This is a genomic window from Gemmatimonadales bacterium (assembly GCA_035502185.1).
Taxonomy (GTDB): Bacteria; Gemmatimonadota; Gemmatimonadetes; order Gemmatimonadales; family JACORV01; genus Fen-1245.
On sequence record DATJUT010000046.1, the window covers coordinates 17865 to 37627 of the forward strand.

Genomic DNA, 19763 nt, shown 5'->3' on the forward strand with positions numbered 1-19763 from the left:
ACCCGCGCGCCGGAGGTGTCAAGCAATCGCGCTCGTTGTCCGCCGACCGTGAACGGAGCGGCCGTCGCGCCGCCCGCTCGATCTCCCCCGGCTGCGAGAGCCTTCGCCTTGACGCTGCGTGAACGCGATCTGCATTGTTGGAGCGCCATGGCTCCCTTCTTCGTCGTCGAAGGCGGGCACCGTCTCTCCGGGACGGTCCGGCCCGCGGGCAACAAGAACGCCGCCCTGCCGATCCTCGCCGCTACGCTCCTGGCGGACGGGCCCTGCACCCTCGAGAACGTGCCGCGCATCCGCGACGTCGAGACGATGCTCGAGCTGCTGGTCGCGCAGGGCGTCACGGCCGCCTGGGAAGGCGAGCACACGCTCGCCCTCGACGCGCGCCACGCGAAGGCCACCGACCCGGATCCGGCGCTGTGCGGGAAGATCCGTGCGTCGGTGCTGCTCGCGGGTCCGCTGCTGGCGCGGTTCGGCCGGGTGCGGCTGCCGCCGCCCGGCGGCGACGTGATCGGCCGGCGGCGGATCGACACCCACCTGCTCGCGCTGCAGCGCCTGGGGGCGGAGGTCTCGGTGGGCGCGAGCTTCGACTTCGAGGCCAAGCAGCTGGTGGGCGCCGAGGTGTTCCTCGACGAGGCGAGCGTCACCGGGACCGAGAACGCGCTGATGGCCGCGGTCGCGGCCCGGGGCCGCACGGTGCTGCGCAACGCCGCCTCGGAGCCGCACGTGCAGGACCTGGGGCACTTCCTCGTCGCGCTCGGCGCGCGGATCGAGGGCATCGGCACCAACACGGTCACGGTCGAGGGCGGGGCTGTCCTGAAGGGCGCGCGGTTCGCGATCGGCCCCGACCACATCGAGGTCGGCTCGTTCGTCGGGTTGGCGGCGGTCACGAACTCCGCGCTCACCATCGAGGGCGTGCGCGCCGAGGACCTGCGCGCCACCCTGATGGGCTTCGAGCGGCTCGGGGTCGCGCCGCGGCTGGACGGCGACCGGCTGATCGTGGCGGCCGGCCAGGCGCGGCGCATCCAGGACGACCTCGGCGGCCACGTCTCCAAGCTGGAAGACGGGCCGTGGCCCGCCTTCCCGGCGGACCTGATGAGCATCGCCCTGGTCACGGCCACGCAGTGCGAGGGCCTGCTGCTGCTGTTCGAGAAGATGTTCGAGTCTCGCCTGTTCTTCGTGGACAAGCTCATCGGGATGGGTGCGCGGATCGTGCTGTGCGATCCGCACCGCGCCGTGGTCGCCGGACCGTCGGCGCTGCACGCCGGCACGGTCGAGAGCCCGGACATCCGGGCGGGGATGGCGATCCTGCTGGCCGCGCTGGCGGCCGAGGGGACCAGCACCATCCACAACGTGGGGCAGATCGAACGCGGGTACGAGCGGATCCACGAGCGGCTCACCGCGCTCGGCGCGGTGATCGAGCGCCGCGAGCGGTGAGCGCCGTGGACGAAGACCGACCAGTGACTCACGCCTCATTCGCGCCGCCCGCACGATCCGGCGGTGACGCGAGTGCCACCACGGCGACGAGACCGCAGGACCCGGAGGCCGACCGGCCGGAAGCCCGGCTGGTCGCGGAGGTCGCGCTCGCCGACCCGATCGTGCCGCGCGCGGAGCTGGAGGAGTGGCGCGCGCGCTTCGGCCTCGTGGCGGGCCTCACGGTGCGGGGCGGCAACGGCGGGTTCTCGCTGGGCCTGCAGACGGAGGAGCCCGTCGGCCGGGTGATGGGCCGGTGGCGCGCCTTCCTCCACGGCGTGCGGCCGGCGTTTCCCGCGCTCCAGATGGCGCGGCAGGCGCACACGGCCACGGTCGTATGGCACGAGGGCGTCGCCCCGGGCTGGCACGTGATGGACGACGTGGACGGGCACGCGACGGCGCAGCCGGGCCTGCTGCTCGCCGTCACCATCGCCGACTGCGTCCCGGTCTACCTCGCGGCGCCCGGCGGGACGGCGTTCGCCCTGCTGCACGCCGGATGGCGTGGCGTCGCGGCCGGCATCCTGGAGCGCGGCGTCGGCATGCTGGCGGGCCGCGCGGGGGTGGGCGCCGCCGACCTCGCGCTGCACCTCGGCGTGGCGATCTGCGGCGGGTGCTACGAGGTCGGGCCCGAGGTCGTGCTGGCCATCGAGGGCCGCCGCACCCGGCGCCCGGTGCAGCTCGACCTGCGCGATGCGCTGGCGGCGCGGGCCGCGAAGCTGGGGATTCGCGACGTGAGCCGCTCGCCCCACTGCACGGCCTGCTCGCGCGACCGGTTCTTCTCGCACCGCGGCTCGGACGGGCGCGACGGCCGGATGGTGGCCTACCTGGGCAGACCGCAGGCCTGAGCGCCTCGCCCGACGCCGGGGCCGGGCCTATATTGGCCGCTGTGTCCCACCCGAACATCGGCTTCCTCCTCGCCGCGGTCGCGGCGCTGGTCGTCGCGCGCGCGGCCGCCGCCCAGTGTCCCGACGGCACGCCGGCGCCGTGCGGCCCCGGACGCGCCGCGCTGCCGCGCATCCAGGTGCTGGATCTCCAGCCGGAGGACAGCGCGTACGCCTACATCGCGAGCGGGATCGCGGCGGACGTGCAGGCGGCGCTCCTCGCCTCCCACGCGGTCGTGGTCGTGGGTCCGCGCGCCAGCCGCGCGTCGGCCGACTACGTGCTCGCGGGCAGTGCGCGGCGCGCCGGCGAGGGCGTGGTCGTCCGGTGCCGCCTCGAGCGCGCGCGCACGGGCCGCATCGTCTGGACGACGCGGCTGGGGCGGGCGCCGCGCGATCTGCCCGCTCTCGGGCTCGCTCTGGCGACCGATGCGCTGCGCGCGATCGGCATCCGGACGACGCCGGGCCCCGCTGCGGCGCAGGCCGATCCGGGCAGCTACGACCTCGTCATGCGGGTGCGATACCTCGTGTCCCGGCGGACCGAGCCCGCGATGACCCGGGCCCTCGGCCTCGCGCGGGAGGCGATCGCCCGCGACTCGATGTCGGCGCTCGCCTGGGCCGGCCTCGCCGACGCGCTCGACTGGGCCATGGTCTGGCGATTCCGGATCGCGGGGTTGAGCGCCGAGAGCACGCTGGCGGTCGCGCTGGCCGCGACCGAGCGCGCCGCGGAGCTCGCGCCGTCGGACCGCCGGGTGCGGCTGCTCCAGGCCGAGATCGGCCAGCGCGTGGATCCCACGGATCGCACGGCCTCGATCCGTGCCTACCGCGCGATACTCGCCGCGGATTCGCTGGACGCCGACGCGTGGCAGCGGCTCGCGATGAACCTCCTGGAGACGAACCAGCACGCGGCGGCCGTGGCGGCGTACCATCGCGCGGTCGCCCTGGATCCGGGGGACGCGGAGAAGCTCACCTACCTCGGGTTCGCGCTCTTCGTGAGTCGCCAGTTCGACTCGGCGGCCGCCTGGTGTGCCCGCGCCGTCGCGGCCGACCCGACCTACATGCTGGCCCGCGCCCAGAGCGGGCAGGTGGCGCTGTGGCGCGGCCGGCTCGACGAGGCGCAGGCCCAGTTCGAGGCCGCCGACCGGTTGCTGCTCTCGACGCAGGACCGGCCCGGCCTGATGGAGCTGGCGCGCGTGCTGGTGGTGCGGGGCGACACCGCCGGCGCGCGCGCCTACGTCCGCGCCGCCGAGGCGGCGGCCGACTCCGTGCGGCCGGGTGTGCACCTCGCCGCGGCGCTCGGCGACGCCTATCTTGCCGTCGGCGACACAGCCCGCGCGTTCTGGTGGCTGGAGCGCTACCGGCCGCGGCGCGACGCGCATTTCCAGCTGCACCTGCGCGACGAGCCGGCGTTCGACGGCGTCCGGCGGGACCCGAGGTTCCTGGCGCTGGTGGCCCCGTAGCCCCGCGGCCGGCTCGCCTTGACGGCGGTCCAGGCGGGGTCTAGCTTTCCGGCGTCGTAGCGCGGGTCGTGGGGGCGCGGCTCGCTTTCTCGGATGTGGGGTTGTTGCCCCACATTTTTTGTTTCCTGGGGTATCCGTGTTGCTGCCATCCGACCTCCAACGCGCCCTGGCCGAACGGGTCGCTGCGCTGGGCTTCGAGGTCGTCGAGTGCCGGGTGGGCGGCGCCCGTCGGCGGCCGCTCATCCAGCTCCGGATCGACCGGCCCGACGCGGGAGCGGCCCGCGGGATCACGGTGGGCGAGTGTGCGGAAGTGAGCCGCGCGCTCGAGCCGTGGCTTGACGCCGAGGGCGTCGGGGAAGGGCGGTACGTGCTGGAGGTGTCGTCCCCGGGGCTCGAGCGGCCGCTCCGGCGGCCGGACGAGTGGCGGCGGTTCCTGGGTCACGGCGTCGAGATCCTGGTGCCGGCCCTGAACGGGCGGTTCCAGGTGAGGGCCCTCGAGGTGATCGACGGGCCGGACGGGTCGAGCGTGGTGCTGGAGTTTCCCGGCGGCGTGCGGCGCACGCTGAAGCTGGCGGAGATCAAAGAGGCGCGCCTGGCGTTCGAATGGTAGCGCGCGTGGAGCACATGACATGAGCGGCACCGAAGTCCTGTCGGCGTTCAAGGAGCTCGCCTCGCTGAAGCAGCTCGACCGCAACGAGCTGCGGGACCTGATTCGCGACGGCGTGCTGGCGGCGCTGACCAAGAAGTACGGCCCCAACGTGCGGGCCGACATCGGCCTCGACGACATGTCGGGGCAGATCCGCATCACCGTGCTGCGCGAGGTGGTGGAGGCGGTGGAGGACCCGAGCCGCCAGGTCTCCCTGGAGGAGGCCCGCTGGAACGATCCGGACTTCCAGGTCGGCGACGTGCTCGAGGAGGACGTCGACTTCGCGGAGTTCGGGCGCAACGCGGTGCAGGCGGCCAAGCAGCGCATCATCCAGCGGGTGCGGGAGGGGGAGCGGGCCCGGATCCGCGAGGAGTTCGCGGATCGCGTGGGCGAGCTGCTGTCGGGCGAGGTGCAGCAGATCGAGCGCGGCAAGATCGTGGTGATGCTGAACAAGTTCCGCGAGGCGGAGGCGATCATCCCCTACCGCGAGCAGAACCACCGCGAGCATTTCCACCAGGGCGACACGATCCGCGCGGTCCTCAAGAAGCTCGAGGAGACGCCGAAAGGCCCGCGCCTCATCCTGTCGCGCGGCGATCCGCTGTTCGTGAAGGCGCTGTTCAAGCTGGAGGTGCCGGAGATCCAGCAGGGCATCGTGGACATCCGGGCCACCGCCCGCGAGGTGGGCAGCCGCACCAAGATCGCGGTGTTCAGCCGCGACGACGGCATCGACCCGGTGGGCGCCTGCGTGGGCCTGAAGGGCAGCCGGGTGCAGGCGGTGGTGAACGAGCTGGGCGGCGAGCGGATCGACATCGTGCCGTGGAGTCCCGACCCCGAGCGGTTCGCCCGGCTGGCCCTGGCGCCGGCCCGGGTGGCGCGCGTGTTCTCCGATCCCGAGACCAAGACGATCCAGGCGATCGTGGACGAGGACCAGCTGAGTCTGGCGATCGGCCGGAACGGGCAGAACGTCCGGCTCGCCTCGGAGCTCACGGGCTGGAAGATCGACCTCTACTCGAGCCGCGAGTGGCTGGAGCGCGGCGGCGAGCGGCCGCTGTTCGCCCCGCTGCCGCCGGCGCCGACGGAGGAGGGCGAGGACGTCGCGTCGGTGCCGTTGGCCGAGCTGGGCGGGATCACGCAAGACCTGCTGGCCGTGCTGGACGGTGCCGGCTACCGCACCTTCTCCGACATCCTCGACCTCGAGCCGGAGGAAGTGCGGGCGATCCCGGGCATGGCGCCGGAGATGGCCGACCGGCTGCTGGCGCTGATCGACGAGCTGACCACGACCGACGAGTCGGGCTCGGCCGCGAGCGCCGAAGCCGCGCCGCAGGAGGCGCCGGCGGAGACCGGTGGCGCGCCGGAGCCCGAGGCGCCGGCGTCGCCCGACGCGCCGCCGTCGGAGTGACCGACGCGGCGCGGACCGCCCTCGGCCTGCTGGGGCTCGGCGCGCGGGCGCGCCGCCTGGCGATCGGGGTGGACGCCGCGCGGGAAGCGCTGCGGCGGGGCGTGGCGGAGGCGGTGGTGTTGCCGAACGACGCCAGCGCGCGGGCGCGCGAGCGGCTCGAGTCGCTGGCCGGACACCGGGCCGTGACGGTGCTGATCGGGCCGGATGCCGACGCGCTCGGCAAGGCGCTGGGCCACCCGCCGGTGCACGGGGTCGCCGTGCTCGACCGGCAGCTGGCGCGGGGGCTGAAGGCGTATCTGAAGGTGGATGACCGAGGGGAGAGAGTCGGCAAATGAGTCTGCGGGTGCACGATCTGGCCGCCGAGTTCGGCATCGCCAGCGACGAGCTGATCAAGTTGCTCCGCGAGATGGACATCTTCGTCCGGAGCCACCTGAGCGCCCTGGAGGAAGACAAGGTCGCGCGGGTGCGCACGCGGTGGGAGCGGGAGAAGCGGAAGGAGAAGCAGCCCGCGCCGGCGAAGGGCCGCCGCCGGGCCCCGGCGAAGGCCAAGGCCGTCGAGGCGCCCGCGCCGAAGGCCGCGGAGGAGCCGCGCCAGAAGCGCCGCCGCCGCACCGCGGCCGAGGTCGCCGCGCAGGAGGCCGAGGCCGCCGCGCAGGCCGCGGCGGAGGCCGCCGCCCGCGAGCCCGAGGTGGGCACGCTGTTCGTCGAGGAAGTGGCGGAAGAGCCGGCCCTGCACGTCTCGGAGCTGTTCCCGCCCGAGCTGGCGCCGCCCGAAGCGCCCGAAGAGGAAGAGGAGGGGCCGGCCGAGCTGTTCATGCCGGCCGCCGCCGCGCCCTCGGCGCCGGCCGGCACGGCGCCGGTCGAGGCCGCGCCGCCGTCCGCCTTCGTTCCGCCGGCGGTGCCGGTGACCGTGAGCGCCGGGGCGGGTGCGGCGCCGCCGTCGGGCGCGCCCCCGCGCGAGCGCATGGGGCACATCCCGACCCCGGTGGGCCGTCCCATCTCGGCCCGGCCGAAGCCCGTGGCGTCGGCCGTCCCCGGCGCCGGCGCGCCGCCGCCGCGCCCCGTCGCGTCGGCCGCGCCGGGCGGCGTCATCGAGGACCGGCGCCGCGACAAGAAGAAGCGGAAGAAGGGCAAGAAGTGGACGGTGGACCAGGAGGCGGTGGCCGAGAACGTGGCGCGCACCCTGGCCACGATCCGCGGGCCGGCGCGGAAGGGCGTGCGGCGCCGCGACGACGAGCCGAGCTTCCGGGACCTCGAGGCGCAGCGCGTCGCCGAGGAGAAGGAGAAGGAGAAGACCCTCGTCCGGGTCAACGAGTTCATCTCGGTGGCCGAGCTGGCGGAGATCCTGAAGGTGCCGGCGTCGCAGATCGTCGCCTTCGCCTTCAAGGAGCTGGGGATGATGGTCACCGTCAACCAGCGGCTGGACTTCGACCAGATCGAGCTGATCTGCTCGGAGTACGGCTTCCAGGCGGTGCGCGAGGAGGAGTACGCCGCCGCCGCCGCGGTCGAGCAGGCGCCGGAGCCGGAGGAGACCCTCCACCCGCGGCCGCCGATCGTGACCGTGATGGGCCACGTGGACCACGGCAAGACGTCGCTGCTCGACTTCATCCGCAAGACCAACGTCATCGCGGGCGAGGCGGGCGGCATCACGCAGCACATCGGCGCGTACAACGTGCTGCTGCCGAACGGCCGCCGGGTCACGTTCCTCGACACCCCGGGGCACCAGGCCTTCACCGCGATGCGCGCCCGCGGCGCGCAGGTCACCGACCTGGTGGTGCTGGTGGTGGCGGCGGACGACCAGGTGATGCCGCAGACCATCGAGGCGATCAGCCACGCCAAGAACGCCGGCGTCCCGCTGGTGGTGGCGATCAACAAGATCGACCTGCCCACGGCCAACGTGGACAAGGTCAAGCGCGACCTGCTGCAGCAGGGGGTGGTCCTCGAGGACTTCGGCGGCCAGACGCTGGCCACGCCGATCTCCGCCAAGAAGGGCACCAACGTGGACAAGCTGCTGGAGCAGATCCTGCTCCAGTCCGATCTGCTGGACCTCAAGGCCAACCCGGACAAGCCCGCCGCGGGCACCGTGCTGGAGGCCTCCCTCGATCCGGGCAAGGGGCCGCTCGCCACCGTGCTGGTGACGGCGGGCAGCCTGAGGGTCGGCGACGCCTTCATCTGCGGCATGTACTCGGGCGTGGTGCGCGCGATGTTCGACGAGCGCGGCAATCTGGTGAAGGAGGCGGGCCCCGCCACGCCGGTGCAGGTGCTCGGCTTCCAGGGGGTCCCGGAGGCCGGCGACTCGTTCGCCGTGGTGGCGGACAGCGGCCAGGCGCGCGAGACGGCGCAGAAGCGGCAGCGGCTGGACCGCGAAGCGCAGCACCGGCGCGGCAGCCGGGCCGGGGTGTCGCTGGAGGAGTTCTTCCAGAAGAAGGACGAGGCGGCCGGGGCCGCGCTCCGCATCATCATCAAGGCGGACCAGGGCGGACCGGCCGAGGCCCTGGCCGACGCGCTGTCGCAGCTTTCGACGGCGGAGGTCAAGGTCGAGGTGGTGCACCGCGGCGTCGGGGCCATCAACGAGTCCGACGTGCTCCTGGCCAAGGCGGCCCAGGCCATCATCATCGGCTTCCACGTGCGGCCCGACTCGAACGCGCGCAGCGCGGCCGAGAAGGAGCACGTGGACATCCGCGCCTACCGCATCATCTACGAGGCGGTGGACGACGTGAAGGCGGCGCTGGAAGGCCTGCTCAAGCCGGAGCAGAAGGAAGTGGTGGTGGGCGAGGCGGAAGTGCGCCAGCTGTTCAAGATCTCGGGCGTCGGGACGATCGCCGGCTGCTACGTCCGGAACGGGATGATCCAGCGGGGCACCAAGGCGCGGGTGATCCGCGACGCCGTGGTGGTCTACACCGGCGGTTTCTCGTCGCTGCGCCGCTTCAAGGACGACGTGAAGGAAGTCAAGGACGGGCTGGAGTGCGGCATCGGCATCGAGAACTTCAACGACCTCAAGGTCGGGGACGTGATCGAGGCGTTCCGCATCGAGAGCGTGGCGCGCAGCCTCGAGACGGCGGGAACGGCCCGGGTCGAGTAGGCCCGTGGTCGTCGCCGTCCGGTCGTGGGAGCTGACGCTGGCCGGCTGCCAGTCGCTCAAGGACAAGCGGCGGATCGTGAAGAGCCTGAAGGACCGCCTGCACCGGCAGTTCAACGTCTCGGCCGCCGAGGTGGACCACCAGGACGCCTGGCAGCGCGCCGCCCTGGCCTGCAGCGTGGTCACCACCGACCGGCGGCACGCCGAGGAAGTGCTCGGCTCCTGCGACCGGCTGATCGCCGGCGAGCCCCTGGCGTACATCGTCTCCACCGAGATCTCGTTCGCATGAACCGCACCCCCGGGCGCCGCCCGCAGCGCGTGGCCGAAGCGATCCGCGAGGCCGTCGCCGAGTTCCTCACCGCCGAGGCGCGGGACCCGCGCATCGGGCTGGTGACGGTGACGGGCGTGAAGGTGACGGCCGACCTCAAGCGGGCAGTGGTGCGGGTGATGGCGCACGGCGACGAGGAGGCGAAAGAGCGCAGCCGCCGCGCCCTGACCCACGCCGCCGGCGCGATGCGCCACGCCATCGGCGAGCGGCTGCGGCTGAGGACGGTGCCCGAGGTCGTCTTCGAGCTCGACCGGGAGTCGGAGCGCGCCTCGCGCATCGACGCGCTGCTGGCGCAGCTGCGCGCGGCCGGGGACGAGCACGCCTGACGACCGACGGCCTGCTCCTCGTGGACAAGCCCGCGGGCCCGACGTCGCACGACGTGGTGGCCGCCGCCCGCCGCGCCCTGGGCGAGCGGCGCGTGGGGCACGCGGGCACGCTCGACCCGGCGGCCACGGGGCTGCTGGTCGTGCTGGCGGGACGCGCGACGCGGCTGGCGCGGTTCGTGGCGCTCCTCCCCAAGCGCTACCGGGGGACCATCCGCTTCGGGTGCGAGACGTCCACCGACGACGCGGCCGGTGAGCCCGGGGAGCGGGACGACGGGTGGCGCGGCCGGAGCGACGCCGACGTCGCCGCGGCCCTCCAGCGCGTGGCCGCGCGGCCGACCCAGGTGCCGCCGCAGGTCTCGGCCAAGAAGGTCGCCGGCGAGCGGGCCTACCGCCGGGCGCGGCGGGGTGAGGCGGTGGAGCTGGCGGCGGTGCCGGTGCGGATCGAGGTGCTGGGGTGCGGGCCGCTCGACCGCGACGCGGGCGAGGTGGCGGTGGACGTCGAGTGCGGGTCGGGCACCTACGTGCGTGCGATCGCGAGGGACGTGGGGCGCGAGCTGGGCTCGCGCGCGCACCTGGCGGCGCTGCGGCGGCTGTCGATCGGGCCGTGGCGGGTGGAGGACGCGGTGCCGCTGGCGGCGCTGACGCAGGGCGTGCCGGCGCTGCTCCCGCTCGCCGACGCGGTGCGGCACCTGCCGGTCCTCGAGGTCGGCGCGGGCCCCGCGGAGGCCATCACCCACGGGCGGAAGATCGAGGAGGTCCGGAAGCTCGACGGCCCGGTGGCGGTATTCGGCGACGGCCGGCTCCTGGCCGTGGCCGAGTGGCACGAGGGCCGCTACGCGCCGCTGGTGGTGCTGGCGCCGTGAGGGACCGCCCTCGCTCCCCGAGCGTTCTTCGCGCCGCCCGCACGATGGCCCTCGGGCGCTCGGAGGCGACCGCGCCGTGAGGGACGGCCCTCGCTCCCCGAGCGTTCTTCGCGCCGCCCGCACGACGGCCCTCGGGCGCTCGGAGGCGACCACCTCGTGAGCGGCGACGTGCTGACGGTGGGCACGTTCGACGGCGTGCACCTCGGTCACCAGGCGGTGCTCGCGGAGATCGCGCGGCGGGCCGCCGCCTCGGGAGGCCGGAGCGTGCTGGTCACGTTCGAGCCGCACCCGCTGGAGGTGGTGAACCCGCGGGCCGCGCCGCGCCTGCTGACCACGGCGGACGAGAAGCGGGCCGTGCTGGCGCAGTCGCCGGTGGACCACGTGGTGTTCCTGCCCTTCACGGCGGCGCTGGCGCAGCTGCCGCCGGAACGGTTCGTGCGGGAGGAGCTGGAGCGCCGCTTCGCGCTGGCGGAGCTGGTGATCGGTTACGACCACGGGTTCGGGCGCGGCCGGGCGGGCGGCGTGGAGCTGTTGCGCCGCATCGGCCGGGAGGACGGCTTCGCGGTGGACGTGGTGCCGGCGGTCGCGGTGGACGGCCGGCCGGTGTCCTCGACGCTGATCCGGCGGGCGGTCGCGGGCGGCGACCTCGCCACGGCGCGGCGCGGCTTGGGTCGCTGGTACGGGGTGACGGGGGTGGTGATGCGCGGGGCGGGGCGGGGGCGGGGGCTCGGGACGCCCACCGTGAACCTGGCGCCGCCCGATCCCAAGAAGCTGCTGCCTCCGGACGGGGTGTACGCGGCGCAGGTCGCGTGGCGTGGGGAGCGGCGCGGAGCGATGTTGAACCTGGGGCCGCGGCCCACCTTCGCCGAGGCGGAGCGGATCCTGGAGGCGCACCTGTTCGACTTCGAGGGCGACCTGGTGGGCGAGACGGTCACGGTCGAGTTCGTGCGGCGCCTGCGCGACGTGAAGGCCTTCCCCTCGCCCGGGGCGCTGCGGGACCAGCTGGAGCGCGACCGCGCCGACGCGCTCCGTGCGTTGACTGAGCCGGACGGCGCCGTTAACCTCTGACGTTTGCCTCTTTCCACGGGCCTCACATGCTTGATTCGATTCGCGCTCGCCTGATCGTCATCGGTCTCCTCGCCGCGATCGCCGTGTTCAGCCTCTGGCCCCGGGACGTGAAGATCCGCACCCGCGGCAGCGACGGGCTGATGCACGACACGACCGAGCGGAAGGTCGCCCTCAAGGAGGGCCTGGACCTCCAGGGCGGCATCCACCTCGGCCTCGAGCTCGACCAGAGCAAGGGCAAGGTCGCCAATCCGACTGACGCCCTCGACCGTGCGCTCAAGGTGATCCGCACCCGGATCGACGAGTTCGGCGTGGCCGAGCCGCTGGTCCAGAAGCTCGGCACCAGCCGCATCATCGTGGACCTGCCCGGCCTCAAGGATCCGGCGCGCGCCAAGGCGATCGTGCAGCGGTCGGCGTTCCTGCAGTTCGAGATGACCGACATCGAGGGCCTGTTCCGCCGGGCGCTGCCGGCGATGGACCACGCCCTCGCGGCCGCGGGCGTGACCGAGCGCAGCATCGGCCTCGCGGTCGCGGAGTCGGCGCACCGCGCGGCGGCGCCGCCGGGGGCGACGCCCGCCGCGGCACCGTCGGTCGAGCGGATCCTGGGGGGAGGGGGCGCGGCACCCGACACGGGCCGCGCGCGCGGGCGCGACACGGCGAAGGCCGGGGGCATCCCGGGCGCCGGCTCCTCCGACACCGCGGGCGTGCTGTCGCGGCTCCTGTTCGAGGGCCAGATGCCGGGCGAGTTCATGGTGCCGCAGGAGAAGGTGGCCATCGTCTCGGCGATGCTGGAGCACGTGGACTCGATGCACCTGCTGCCGCGGGGCATCGTGATGCGGTGGAGCGCGCAGGCGCTGTCGCGGGCGGCGCGGGGCTACCTCGGCCTGTACGCCCTGGCCGAGAAGCCGATCATCACGGGCCAGGAGCTGACCGACGCGCGGGCCCAGCTCGACCCGCTCACCAACCAGGCGGTGGTGAACTTCACCCTGTCGCGCATCGGCGGGCGGGTGTTCGAGCGGGAGACGGGCAAGAACATCGGCCACAACATGGCGATCGTGCTGGACAACCTGGTGCAGAGCCAGCCGCCGGTGATCCGCGGCCAGATCGCCACCCACGGCCAGATCGAGCTGGGCAACGCGAGCCTGCAGGACGCGCAGGACCTCGCCCTGGTGCTGAAGGCCGGCGCGCTGCCGGCGCCGCTCCAGATCGTCGAGGAGCGCTCGGTGGGGCCGTCGCTCGGCCGGGACTCGATCCACGACGCCACGGTCGCGGCGGTCGTCGGCGTCGGCCTCGTCATCGTCATCATGATCGGCTACTACCGGCTCGCCGGATCGCTGGCCGTCGCGGCGCTGATCCTGTACACGCTGCTCACCGTGGGCGGCCTGTCGGCGCTCGGCGCCACGCTGACCCTGCCGGGCGTCGCGGGCTTCGTGCTGTCGGTGGGCATCGCGGTGGACGCCAACGTGCTGATCTTCGAGCGCATCCGCGAGGAGCTGGCGCTGGGCAAGTCGGTCCGGCTGGCCATCGACGCGGGCTACAAGATGGCGATGAACGCCATCGTGGACTCCAACGTGTCCACCATCCTGACCGCGGCGTTCCTGTTCCAGTTCGGAACGGGTCCGGTCCGCGGCTTCGCGGCCACGCTGATCCTGGGCATCATCGCGTCGATGATCACCGCGATCTACGTGACGCGCACCTTCTACATGATCTACCTGGAGCGCCGGCCGGGGCTCCAGACCCTGAGCATCTAAATGACCAGATTCTTCGCGCACGCCAACTACGATTTCATCGGGCTCCGGCACTTCGCCTACGGGCTCACCGCGGCCATCATCATCCCGGGCCTGATCTGGATCCTGGCCGGCGGCCTCAACTACAGCATCGAGTTCACGGGCGGCACGCTCGTGCAGGTGCACATGGCGCAGCCCTCGAGCGCCGGGGCGATCCGCGCCGCGCTCGACAAGGGCGGCCTGCACAACGCGGAGATCCAGCAGTTCGGCACGCCGCAGGACTTCACCATCCGCACCCGGCTCTCGCCGACGGCGGCGGTGGACCAGCAGCAGGCGGAGCGGACGGCGTCGATCGTGGACACGGCGCTGTCCCGGTCCTTCGGCGCCGAGAGCTTCCGGAGCGATCGCGGGGAGGCCGTGGGCCCCAAGGTGGGCGGCGAGCTGCGGCAGAAGGCCTTCATCGCCATCCTGCTGTCGTTCCTCGCGACCCTGGTCTACCTGGCGTTCCGGTTCGAGTTCCGGTTCGGCGTCGCCGCCACGCTGGCCACGGCGCACGACATCCTGACGACCCTGGCGTTCATCCGCTACATGAACCTCGAGGTGTCGCTGGTGGTGGTGGCGGCCATCCTCACCGTGGTCGGCTACTCGCTCAACGACACCATCATCATCTTCGACCGGGTGCGCGAGAACCTGCACAAGTACAAGCGCGACGACCTCGCGGGCATCCTCAACCGGAGCATCAACGAGACGCTGCCCCGGAGCGTGCTGACCCACGGCACCACCATGGCCACCACGCTCGCGCTGCTGATCTTCGCGGGCGAGGTCATCCGTCCGTTCGCCTGGGTGATGACCTTCGGCATCTTCACCGGGACCTTCTCGTCGATCTACATCGCCTCGCCGGTGCTGCTCGCCATCGAGCACCGCTGGCCGGGCAAGGAGGCGCGGGGCGTCCGGGCGCGGGTGGCGGCGGCCGGCGGCGGGAGGGCGGTCGCGGTGCCCTCGCCCGAGCCGCCGCGCGAGGCGGCGGCCAAGCCGTAGCCGGCCCGCGCGTCACGGCCGCGACGGCGGGCGCGTGCGGCTGATCGACTCGCACTGCCACCTGGCCGACCCCGCCTTCGACGGGGACCGCCTCGAGGTCCTGGCGCGCGCGCGCGCGGAGGGTCTCGAGGCGGTCGTCTGCGTGGCGGACACGGTCGAGGCGTCGGAGCGCTGCCTCGCGCTGGCCGCGGAGCATCCTGCCGCCACGGCCGGCGCGCCGCGGCTCGTGCCGACTGCCGGTCTCCATCCCCACCACGCCGCCGACTTCGACCCCGCGGCGGCCGCCGCGCTCGAGCGGCTGCTGGCCGATTCGCGCGTCGCGGCCGTGGGGGAGACCGGGCTCGACTACCACTACGACCGCTCGCCGCGCGAGGCCCAGCGGGCGGCGTTCACCTGGCACCTGGCCCAGGCGGCCCGCCTCGGCAAGCCCGTGATCGTGCACTCGCGGGAGGCGGACGAGGACACCGCTCGACTCGTCGGCGAGGCGCCGGAGGGGCTCGCAGGCGTCCTGCACTGCTTCAGCGCCGGGCGCCCCGTGCTCGAGGCCGCGCTAGCGCGCGGCCTGATGGTGTCCTTCAGCGGGATGATCACCTTCCGGAACTGGGATCAGGCGTGGGCCGTGGCGGAGGTGCCCGACGAACGGCTGCTGGTCGAGACCGACGCGCCGTACCTGGCACCGGTGCCGCATCGCGGCGGGCGGAACGAGCCCGCCTACGTGGCGGCCACCGCCGCCCGGCTCGCGGCGCTCAGGGGCACCGTGCCGGAGCGGCTGGCCGAGTTGACGGCGGCCAACGCGCGACGTCTCTTCGGTCTGGGTAGCTTGGGATGAGGCGGCGGGCGGGCGGCCCGCCCGGAGCTGACGAACCGGGAGCGGCTCGATGAGCGACATCAGGAGCATCGGCACGCGGCATGCGCCGCAGGCGATCGGCCCCTACAGCCAGGCGGTGGTGGCCGGCGGGTTCCTCTTCGCCTCGGGGCAGATCCCGCTCGATCCGGCCACCATGCAGGTGGTCGAGGGCGACGTGCGCGCGCAGACCGAGCGGGTGCTCCAGAACATCGCGGCCGTGCTGGAGGAGGCCGGCAGCAGCTTCCGCCACGTGGTGAAGACCACCGTATTCCTGGCCGACATGGACGACTTCGCCGGGATGAACGAGGTGTACGCGCAGGCGTTCGGCGACCACCGACCCGCGCGCTCCACCGTGGCGGTGCGGACCCTGCCCAAGAACGTGCTGGTGGAGATCGACGTCATCGCGCAGCTGTAGCGGCGCTGCGGGGCGCCGGCGGCGGACCGCCTAGGCGCGGACGTCCTGGACGACCCCGAGCAGCGATTCCCGCGAGATCGGCACCCGGAGCGTGGGCAGCACGCCCAGCCCGCTCACCACTTCCAGCGGATCCACACCGGAATAGGACGGCCGGCCCGCCAGCGCGACGACGCGCGCGCCGGCGGCGCCGGCGCGCAGCCGCCGCAGGAACTCGGAGGCCGGCACGCGACCGGTCGCCACCACGTCGAGGAGCACCACGTCGGCCGGCAGCGCCTCGTAGGCGCGAAGGCCGACCCCCGCGTCGTCCACCTCGATCACCTCGTGGCCGGCGCTCGCCAGCATGTCGTGGAGCAGGTTGCGCAGCGGGGCGACGCTCGAGACGACGAGGACCCGGGCGGCGGGCGCGTCGCGCATCACGGCCGCGCGGCCACAGCGGGTGCACAGCACCAGCCGCTCCGTGCCGGCGTCGGTGCGGCGGGAGGGGCCGAGGGTGAAGTTCCCGCCGCACGCGGGGCAGTCGACCGGACCCCGCGCCGAGAACGCGGCGCGGAGGCTGACCGCCTCCTGGGCCGTGAACGGGATCGGCGTGGCGCCCCGATGGGCGTCGCGGCGCCGAGCCGCGGTGCCGCGCCGCTCGGGGGCGTCGCGGCGGTCGGCCTGGCGCCGGTCGGGTCCGGCCCGGCGCTCCGCAGCGGCGCGCGCGGACGAGGCGCGCCGCTCCCCGTGCCGCCGGTCCGGGTCGGACCGGCGGGGCGTCGGCGAGCGGCGGTCCCACAGCCTGCGACGCTCCGCCTGCCGGGGCGGCTGCGTTACCTCGCTCGCCGGGCGATGATCAGTCTGTTGGGGCATCGGTTCACACGTACAATGGCACGGCTGGGCCCGGAACGCAAAGCGGCGCGCCGCGCCTCCCGGCCTACCGACAGGTGATTTCGACGTCCGCCTGCGGCGACTCGATGCGCGTGTTCCCCGAGGCGACGTACAGCTTCTCCCACACCTGGAGGTGCTGGCCGGCGGTGCCGAGCTGCCACCAGTCATGCACGCCGATGGTCTGGGCGTTCGGGTTGGTCACGCGGATCACCTTGACCTGGCCCTTGGCGCCGTCGCTTCGCTCGAAGTGGTAGTTGAACACCATCGGGTGGACGGTGACGCCGACCTTCCCGAAGAAGTGCACGCGGACGGGGCACGCCCCCTTGTACTTCATCGGCGTCACCGTCACGGTCACGTCGCCGAAGGGCGACTGCGGCGCACCGGAGCGTTCGGCGGCGCGGGGCAGGGCGGCGAGGCCGGGGACGACGATCAGCGCGATTCCAAGGGCTCGAACGAGCATTGCGATCTTCTCCTTGCGCGCGAAGGCGCGCGGTGCGATCAGGGCCTGCGCGCTCGCCGCAGCCGGCGTGGCCGCCGCGAGCACGGCCCCACCCTACGCGCTGGGACCGCGCGGCGCAAATGGCGGCGCCCGGTTTCCCGAGAGAAACAGTTCCCTCTCGTCGCCCGCCGCCCGGGTGGCGGGCGGGTGGACGGCCTGCCGCGGCGCCATCGGGCGGCAGGCGGACGGCCGCGTGCCGCCGTCGTTATCGTATCTCGACCCCTAGGTCCGGAGGCTTCCCATGGCTCGCCGGTTGCGTCCCCACCACGCGTGGGGCCTGGCTCTTGTCGTGTCTTTCCTGGCCGCCTGCAGGACGTCGCCCCCCGCTCCGCCGCCGCCACCGCCCACGCCCGCCGGGCCCGAGGCCGCCGCCGGCTTCGACGGCCGGAGCAACGGGCTGGTGAGCGATTCGGTGCACGCGGCGGATCTGGCGGTCTTCGACGAGGTGGAGGCTCTCGCCGACGGGCTCGGCCCGATCTACAACGCGCAGTCGTGCCGGGAGTGCCACCAGAACCCGCAGTCGGGCGGGACGAGCCAGGTCACCGAGCTGCGTGTCGGTCACCTCGGGCCCGACGGGCGGTTCCGCAACCCCGACATCCCGATCGGGCGGGGCGCGGACACCATCCACGGCCGCACCCTGGTGAACGACCGCGCCATCTGCCCCAACGCCGCGTTCCCCGACAGCGAGATCCAGGAGCGCGTCCCCGACGTCGACACCATCAATACGCGCCGGGCCTCGCTGAACCTCCTGGGCGACGGGCTGGTGGAGGCGGTGTCCGACGCCACGCTCCTGCAGATCGCGAGGGACCAGCGTCGCCTGACCAACGGCAAGGTCCAGGGCCAGGCCCTGTTCGTCCCGATCGTGGAGTCGCCGGGGATGACGGCCGTGGGGCGGTTCGGGTGGAAAGACCAGCACGCGAGCCTGCTGTCGTTCGCGGGTGACGCGTACGTCAACGAGATGGGCATCACCAACACGCTGGACCCGGACGAGGTCACCAGCATCTGCAACACGGCCGCCGAGCCCAACGACAAGCCGGGGCCGGACGGGCTGTCGGACATCGACCGGTTCGCGCGGTTCATGCGCGCCACCAAGGCGCCGGCGCGCGACAGCATCCTCGCGGCCACCTCGACGGCGAAGTGGGGGTCCGCGCTGTTCGACAGCATCGGCTGCGTCACCTGCCACGTGCGGAGCATTCTCACCGCCGCGGCCGGCACGGTCATCAACGGCGGCAAGGACACCGTCACGAGTGCGCTCGCCGGCAAGGTGTTCCACCCCTTCGGCGACTTCCTGCTGCACGACGTCGGGACCGGCGACGGCATCGCCATCGCGGTGCAGGAGCACTACGGCCGGCGCTATGCGCGGTACAAGTGGCAGGAGTTCTCGATGGACAGCGTGCTGGGCGCCCGCAACAAGGTGCGCACGGCGCCGCTGTGGGGCGTCCGCTTCCGGCCGCGCCTCCTGCACGACGGGAGCGCGCTCACGCTGCGCGAGGCCGTCCTGCGGCACCGCCGGGAGGCGAGCGACGTGACCGATCGTTTCCTGGAGCTCACGCCGGCCGAGCAGGCGGCGATCGTCACGTTCCTGAAGTCGCTGTAGCGTCCGCCGGGCGGGAGCCCGGACCGGACGCCCGGGCTGCAAAGGCAAACCGGCCCCCGCGCGGGGGCCGGTTTGCGTCGGGAGTGCCCGGCGGCGTCAGCGCTTCTCGGTGTTCTGCGCGATCGTCACGAGGGCCACGCTGCCCTCCGCGGCCGCGTAGAAGAGCACCAGCGCCAGGAAGCCCACCAGGAGCATGTGGATCAGGAACAGGATCCCGCCGATGAACGAGGCCTCGCCGGTCTCGGCGCCGTGCGGGAGCAGCATCGTGAAGGCGCCGATCATCCCGAGCGGGTTCTGTTTCGTCACCCACAGGAAGATCATCCCGCCCACGCCGAAGACCGCGGCGAACGACGCGTAGATCTCGCCGATGGCGCGGAGCAGCTGCGAGAAGATGGGGACTACGGTGAACCGCGAATCCGGGAGGCCGCCGACCACGCCGGCGCGGTAGAACAGGATCTGGGCGAGCATCGCGACGGCGACGACGATCAGCAGCGCGAGCAGGACGCCGGCGCCGGTCTGGCCGGACTCGGAGAGGCCCTTCAGGGCCCGGTAGGCCCACACGAGGCCTCCCAGCACGGCGAGGACCGCGGACACCCGGAGTGCGGTGGCGGCCCACGAGCGGATGACGCGACCTTCATCGAGCGCCTTCAGTACGGGTTCGAGGCTCGGCACGGCGGCCATGCATCCCTCCTCGGGCTGACGGACTGGCGTGGACAGGGTGGTCGTGGGAAGGCGTCGGATTCAACACGGTGGGCGGCCGCTTGTCAAACGGCCCGGGGCCGGTCGAGCGTTGACCGGTCTGCGGGGGCGGGGCATCTTCGAGCCGTTGGGCGCACGCGTCGGGCCGACGGCGCGGGGGCGGATCGGGCCTGGTGGTCTGACTGGTCTTCAAAGACGCCACCCCCGGCGGACTCAGCGACACTCAGGGATACTCACCGGCACGATTGAGCACGAACGGCCCCCGTTCCCGGGGGCCGTTCGTGCGTCTCAGGCCCTTGAATGTCTTTGAGGTCAATGGACACCGCGTAGACAGCGGGGCGGGGGTGTAGCGTGGGCTTCCGCGACAAGGCGGACGCGCGCGAGAAAGCGCGGCGCGGGGGCTTGGCGCGCGCGGCCCAGCGCAAGACGCAACGGGCCGGGCCGCCGCCGTTCACTGGCTCGCCGTTGGACTTGATGGCCTTGGCCGGCATGGGCGCGAGCTGGGATGCGTGGCGCGCGTTGCTACGTGCGATCTACCACCTGCCGATGTCGGAGCAGGACCA

General features: G+C 73.4%; 20 protein-coding genes. 17 read left to right on the plus strand and 3 right to left on the minus strand.

The genetic code is table 11. The features are described 5' to 3' along the window. The first annotated feature begins 147 nt into the window (after positions 1 to 147). The 15 genes from murA (at position 148) to VMF70_06180 (ending at position 15538) form a co-directional block, all read left to right on the plus strand. The gene (murA, locus tag VMF70_06110; GenBank protein ID HTT67584.1) at positions 148 to 1431 is read left to right on the plus strand and encodes a UDP-N-acetylglucosamine 1-carboxyvinyltransferase; all 1284 of its coding nucleotides are present in this window, start codon (positions 148 to 150) and stop codon (positions 1429 to 1431) included. A gap of 23 nt (positions 1432 to 1454) precedes the next feature. Continuing rightward, complete coding sequence (locus VMF70_06115; GenBank protein HTT67585.1) at positions 1455 to 2312, plus strand: polyphenol oxidase family protein; 858 nt, start codon at positions 1455 to 1457, stop codon at positions 2310 to 2312. Positions 2313 to 2353: 41 nt separating this feature from the next. Next, a complete protein-coding gene (locus tag VMF70_06120; GenBank protein HTT67586.1) occupies positions 2354 to 3805 on the plus strand; it encodes a tetratricopeptide repeat protein in 1452 nt (483 codons plus the stop codon). Between the two features lie 136 nt (positions 3806 to 3941). Beyond that, complete coding sequence (gene rimP, locus VMF70_06125; GenBank protein ID HTT67587.1) at positions 3942 to 4415, plus strand: ribosome maturation factor RimP; 474 nt, start codon at positions 3942 to 3944, stop codon at positions 4413 to 4415. Between the two features lie 19 nt (positions 4416 to 4434). Further along, a complete protein-coding gene (nusA, locus tag VMF70_06130) occupies positions 4435 to 5850 on the plus strand; it encodes a transcription termination factor NusA (GenBank protein ID HTT67588.1) in 1416 nt (471 codons plus the stop codon). After that, positions 5847 to 6185, plus strand: coding sequence for a ribosomal L7Ae/L30e/S12e/Gadd45 family protein (locus tag VMF70_06135; protein HTT67589.1), 339 nt, complete (start codon positions 5847 to 5849; stop codon positions 6183 to 6185). Before nusA ends, VMF70_06135 begins: the two co-directional genes overlap by 4 nt. Positions 6186 to 6193: 8 nt before the next feature. Continuing rightward, positions 6194 to 8932 (plus strand): translation initiation factor IF-2, encoded by a 2739-nt coding sequence (gene infB / locus VMF70_06140; GenBank protein HTT67590.1) that lies wholly within the window; start codon positions 6194 to 6196, stop codon positions 8930 to 8932. A 4-nt stretch (positions 8933 to 8936) separates the two neighbouring features. Continuing rightward, the gene (locus VMF70_06145) at positions 8937 to 9218 is read left to right on the plus strand and encodes a DUF503 domain-containing protein (protein HTT67591.1); all 282 of its coding nucleotides are present in this window, start codon (positions 8937 to 8939) and stop codon (positions 9216 to 9218) included. Then, positions 9215 to 9583, plus strand: a complete 369-nt coding sequence (gene rbfA, locus VMF70_06150; GenBank protein ID HTT67592.1) for a 30S ribosome-binding factor RbfA — start codon at positions 9215 to 9217, stop codon at positions 9581 to 9583. The genes VMF70_06145 and rbfA overlap by 4 nt, the downstream gene beginning before the upstream one ends. Positions 9584 to 9594: 11 nt before the next feature. Next, positions 9595 to 10446 (plus strand): tRNA pseudouridine(55) synthase TruB, encoded by an 852-nt coding sequence (truB, locus tag VMF70_06155; GenBank protein ID HTT67593.1) that lies wholly within the window; start codon positions 9595 to 9597, stop codon positions 10444 to 10446. Positions 10447 to 10602: 156 nt separating this feature from the next. Next, a complete protein-coding gene (gene ribF, locus VMF70_06160) occupies positions 10603 to 11514 on the plus strand; it encodes a riboflavin biosynthesis protein RibF (protein ID HTT67594.1) in 912 nt (303 codons plus the stop codon). 26 nt (positions 11515 to 11540) lie between these two features. Continuing rightward, complete coding sequence (secD, locus tag VMF70_06165; GenBank protein ID HTT67595.1) at positions 11541 to 13262, plus strand: protein translocase subunit SecD; 1722 nt, start codon at positions 11541 to 11543, stop codon at positions 13260 to 13262. After that, the gene (gene secF, locus VMF70_06170; protein ID HTT67596.1) at positions 13263 to 14276 is read left to right on the plus strand and encodes a protein translocase subunit SecF; all 1014 of its coding nucleotides are present in this window, start codon (positions 13263 to 13265) and stop codon (positions 14274 to 14276) included. Positions 14277 to 14310: 34 nt separating this feature from the next. After that, positions 14311 to 15105 carry a TatD family hydrolase gene (locus VMF70_06175; protein ID HTT67597.1) on the plus strand — a complete coding sequence of 265 codons (795 nt, stop codon included), beginning with the start codon at positions 14311 to 14313 and terminating at the stop codon, positions 15103 to 15105. Between the two features lie 49 nt (positions 15106 to 15154). Continuing rightward, positions 15155 to 15538, plus strand: coding sequence for a RidA family protein (locus VMF70_06180; GenBank protein HTT67598.1), 384 nt, complete (start codon positions 15155 to 15157; stop codon positions 15536 to 15538). 30 nt (positions 15539 to 15568) lie between these two features. Here the strand turns inward: VMF70_06180 and VMF70_06185 are convergent, their stop codons facing one another. Beyond that, positions 15569 to 16387, minus strand: coding sequence for a response regulator (locus VMF70_06185; protein ID HTT67599.1), 819 nt, complete (start codon positions 16385 to 16387; stop codon positions 15569 to 15571). Between the two features lie 64 nt (positions 16388 to 16451). Then, positions 16452 to 16949: a hypothetical protein gene (locus tag VMF70_06190; GenBank protein HTT67600.1), complete on the minus strand. Its 498-nt coding sequence runs from the start codon at positions 16947 to 16949 to the stop codon at positions 16452 to 16454. A gap of 244 nt (positions 16950 to 17193) precedes the next feature. Between VMF70_06190 and VMF70_06195 the strand changes: the two genes are divergently transcribed. Next, positions 17194 to 18501, plus strand: a complete 1308-nt coding sequence (locus VMF70_06195) for a di-heme oxidoredictase family protein (protein ID HTT67601.1) — start codon at positions 17194 to 17196, stop codon at positions 18499 to 18501. A gap of 96 nt (positions 18502 to 18597) precedes the next feature. On the opposite strand, the gene VMF70_06200 is transcribed toward VMF70_06195, so the two are convergent. After that, entirely contained in the window at positions 18598 to 19182 is a 585-nt protein-coding gene (locus tag VMF70_06200; GenBank protein ID HTT67602.1) for a hypothetical protein, read from the minus strand. A gap of 369 nt (positions 19183 to 19551) precedes the next feature. On the opposite strand from VMF70_06200, the gene VMF70_06205 reads away from it, so the two are divergent. Continuing rightward, positions 19552 to 19763: hypothetical protein (locus tag VMF70_06205; protein ID HTT67603.1), on the plus strand; the 212-nt coding region annotated here is incomplete at its 3' end.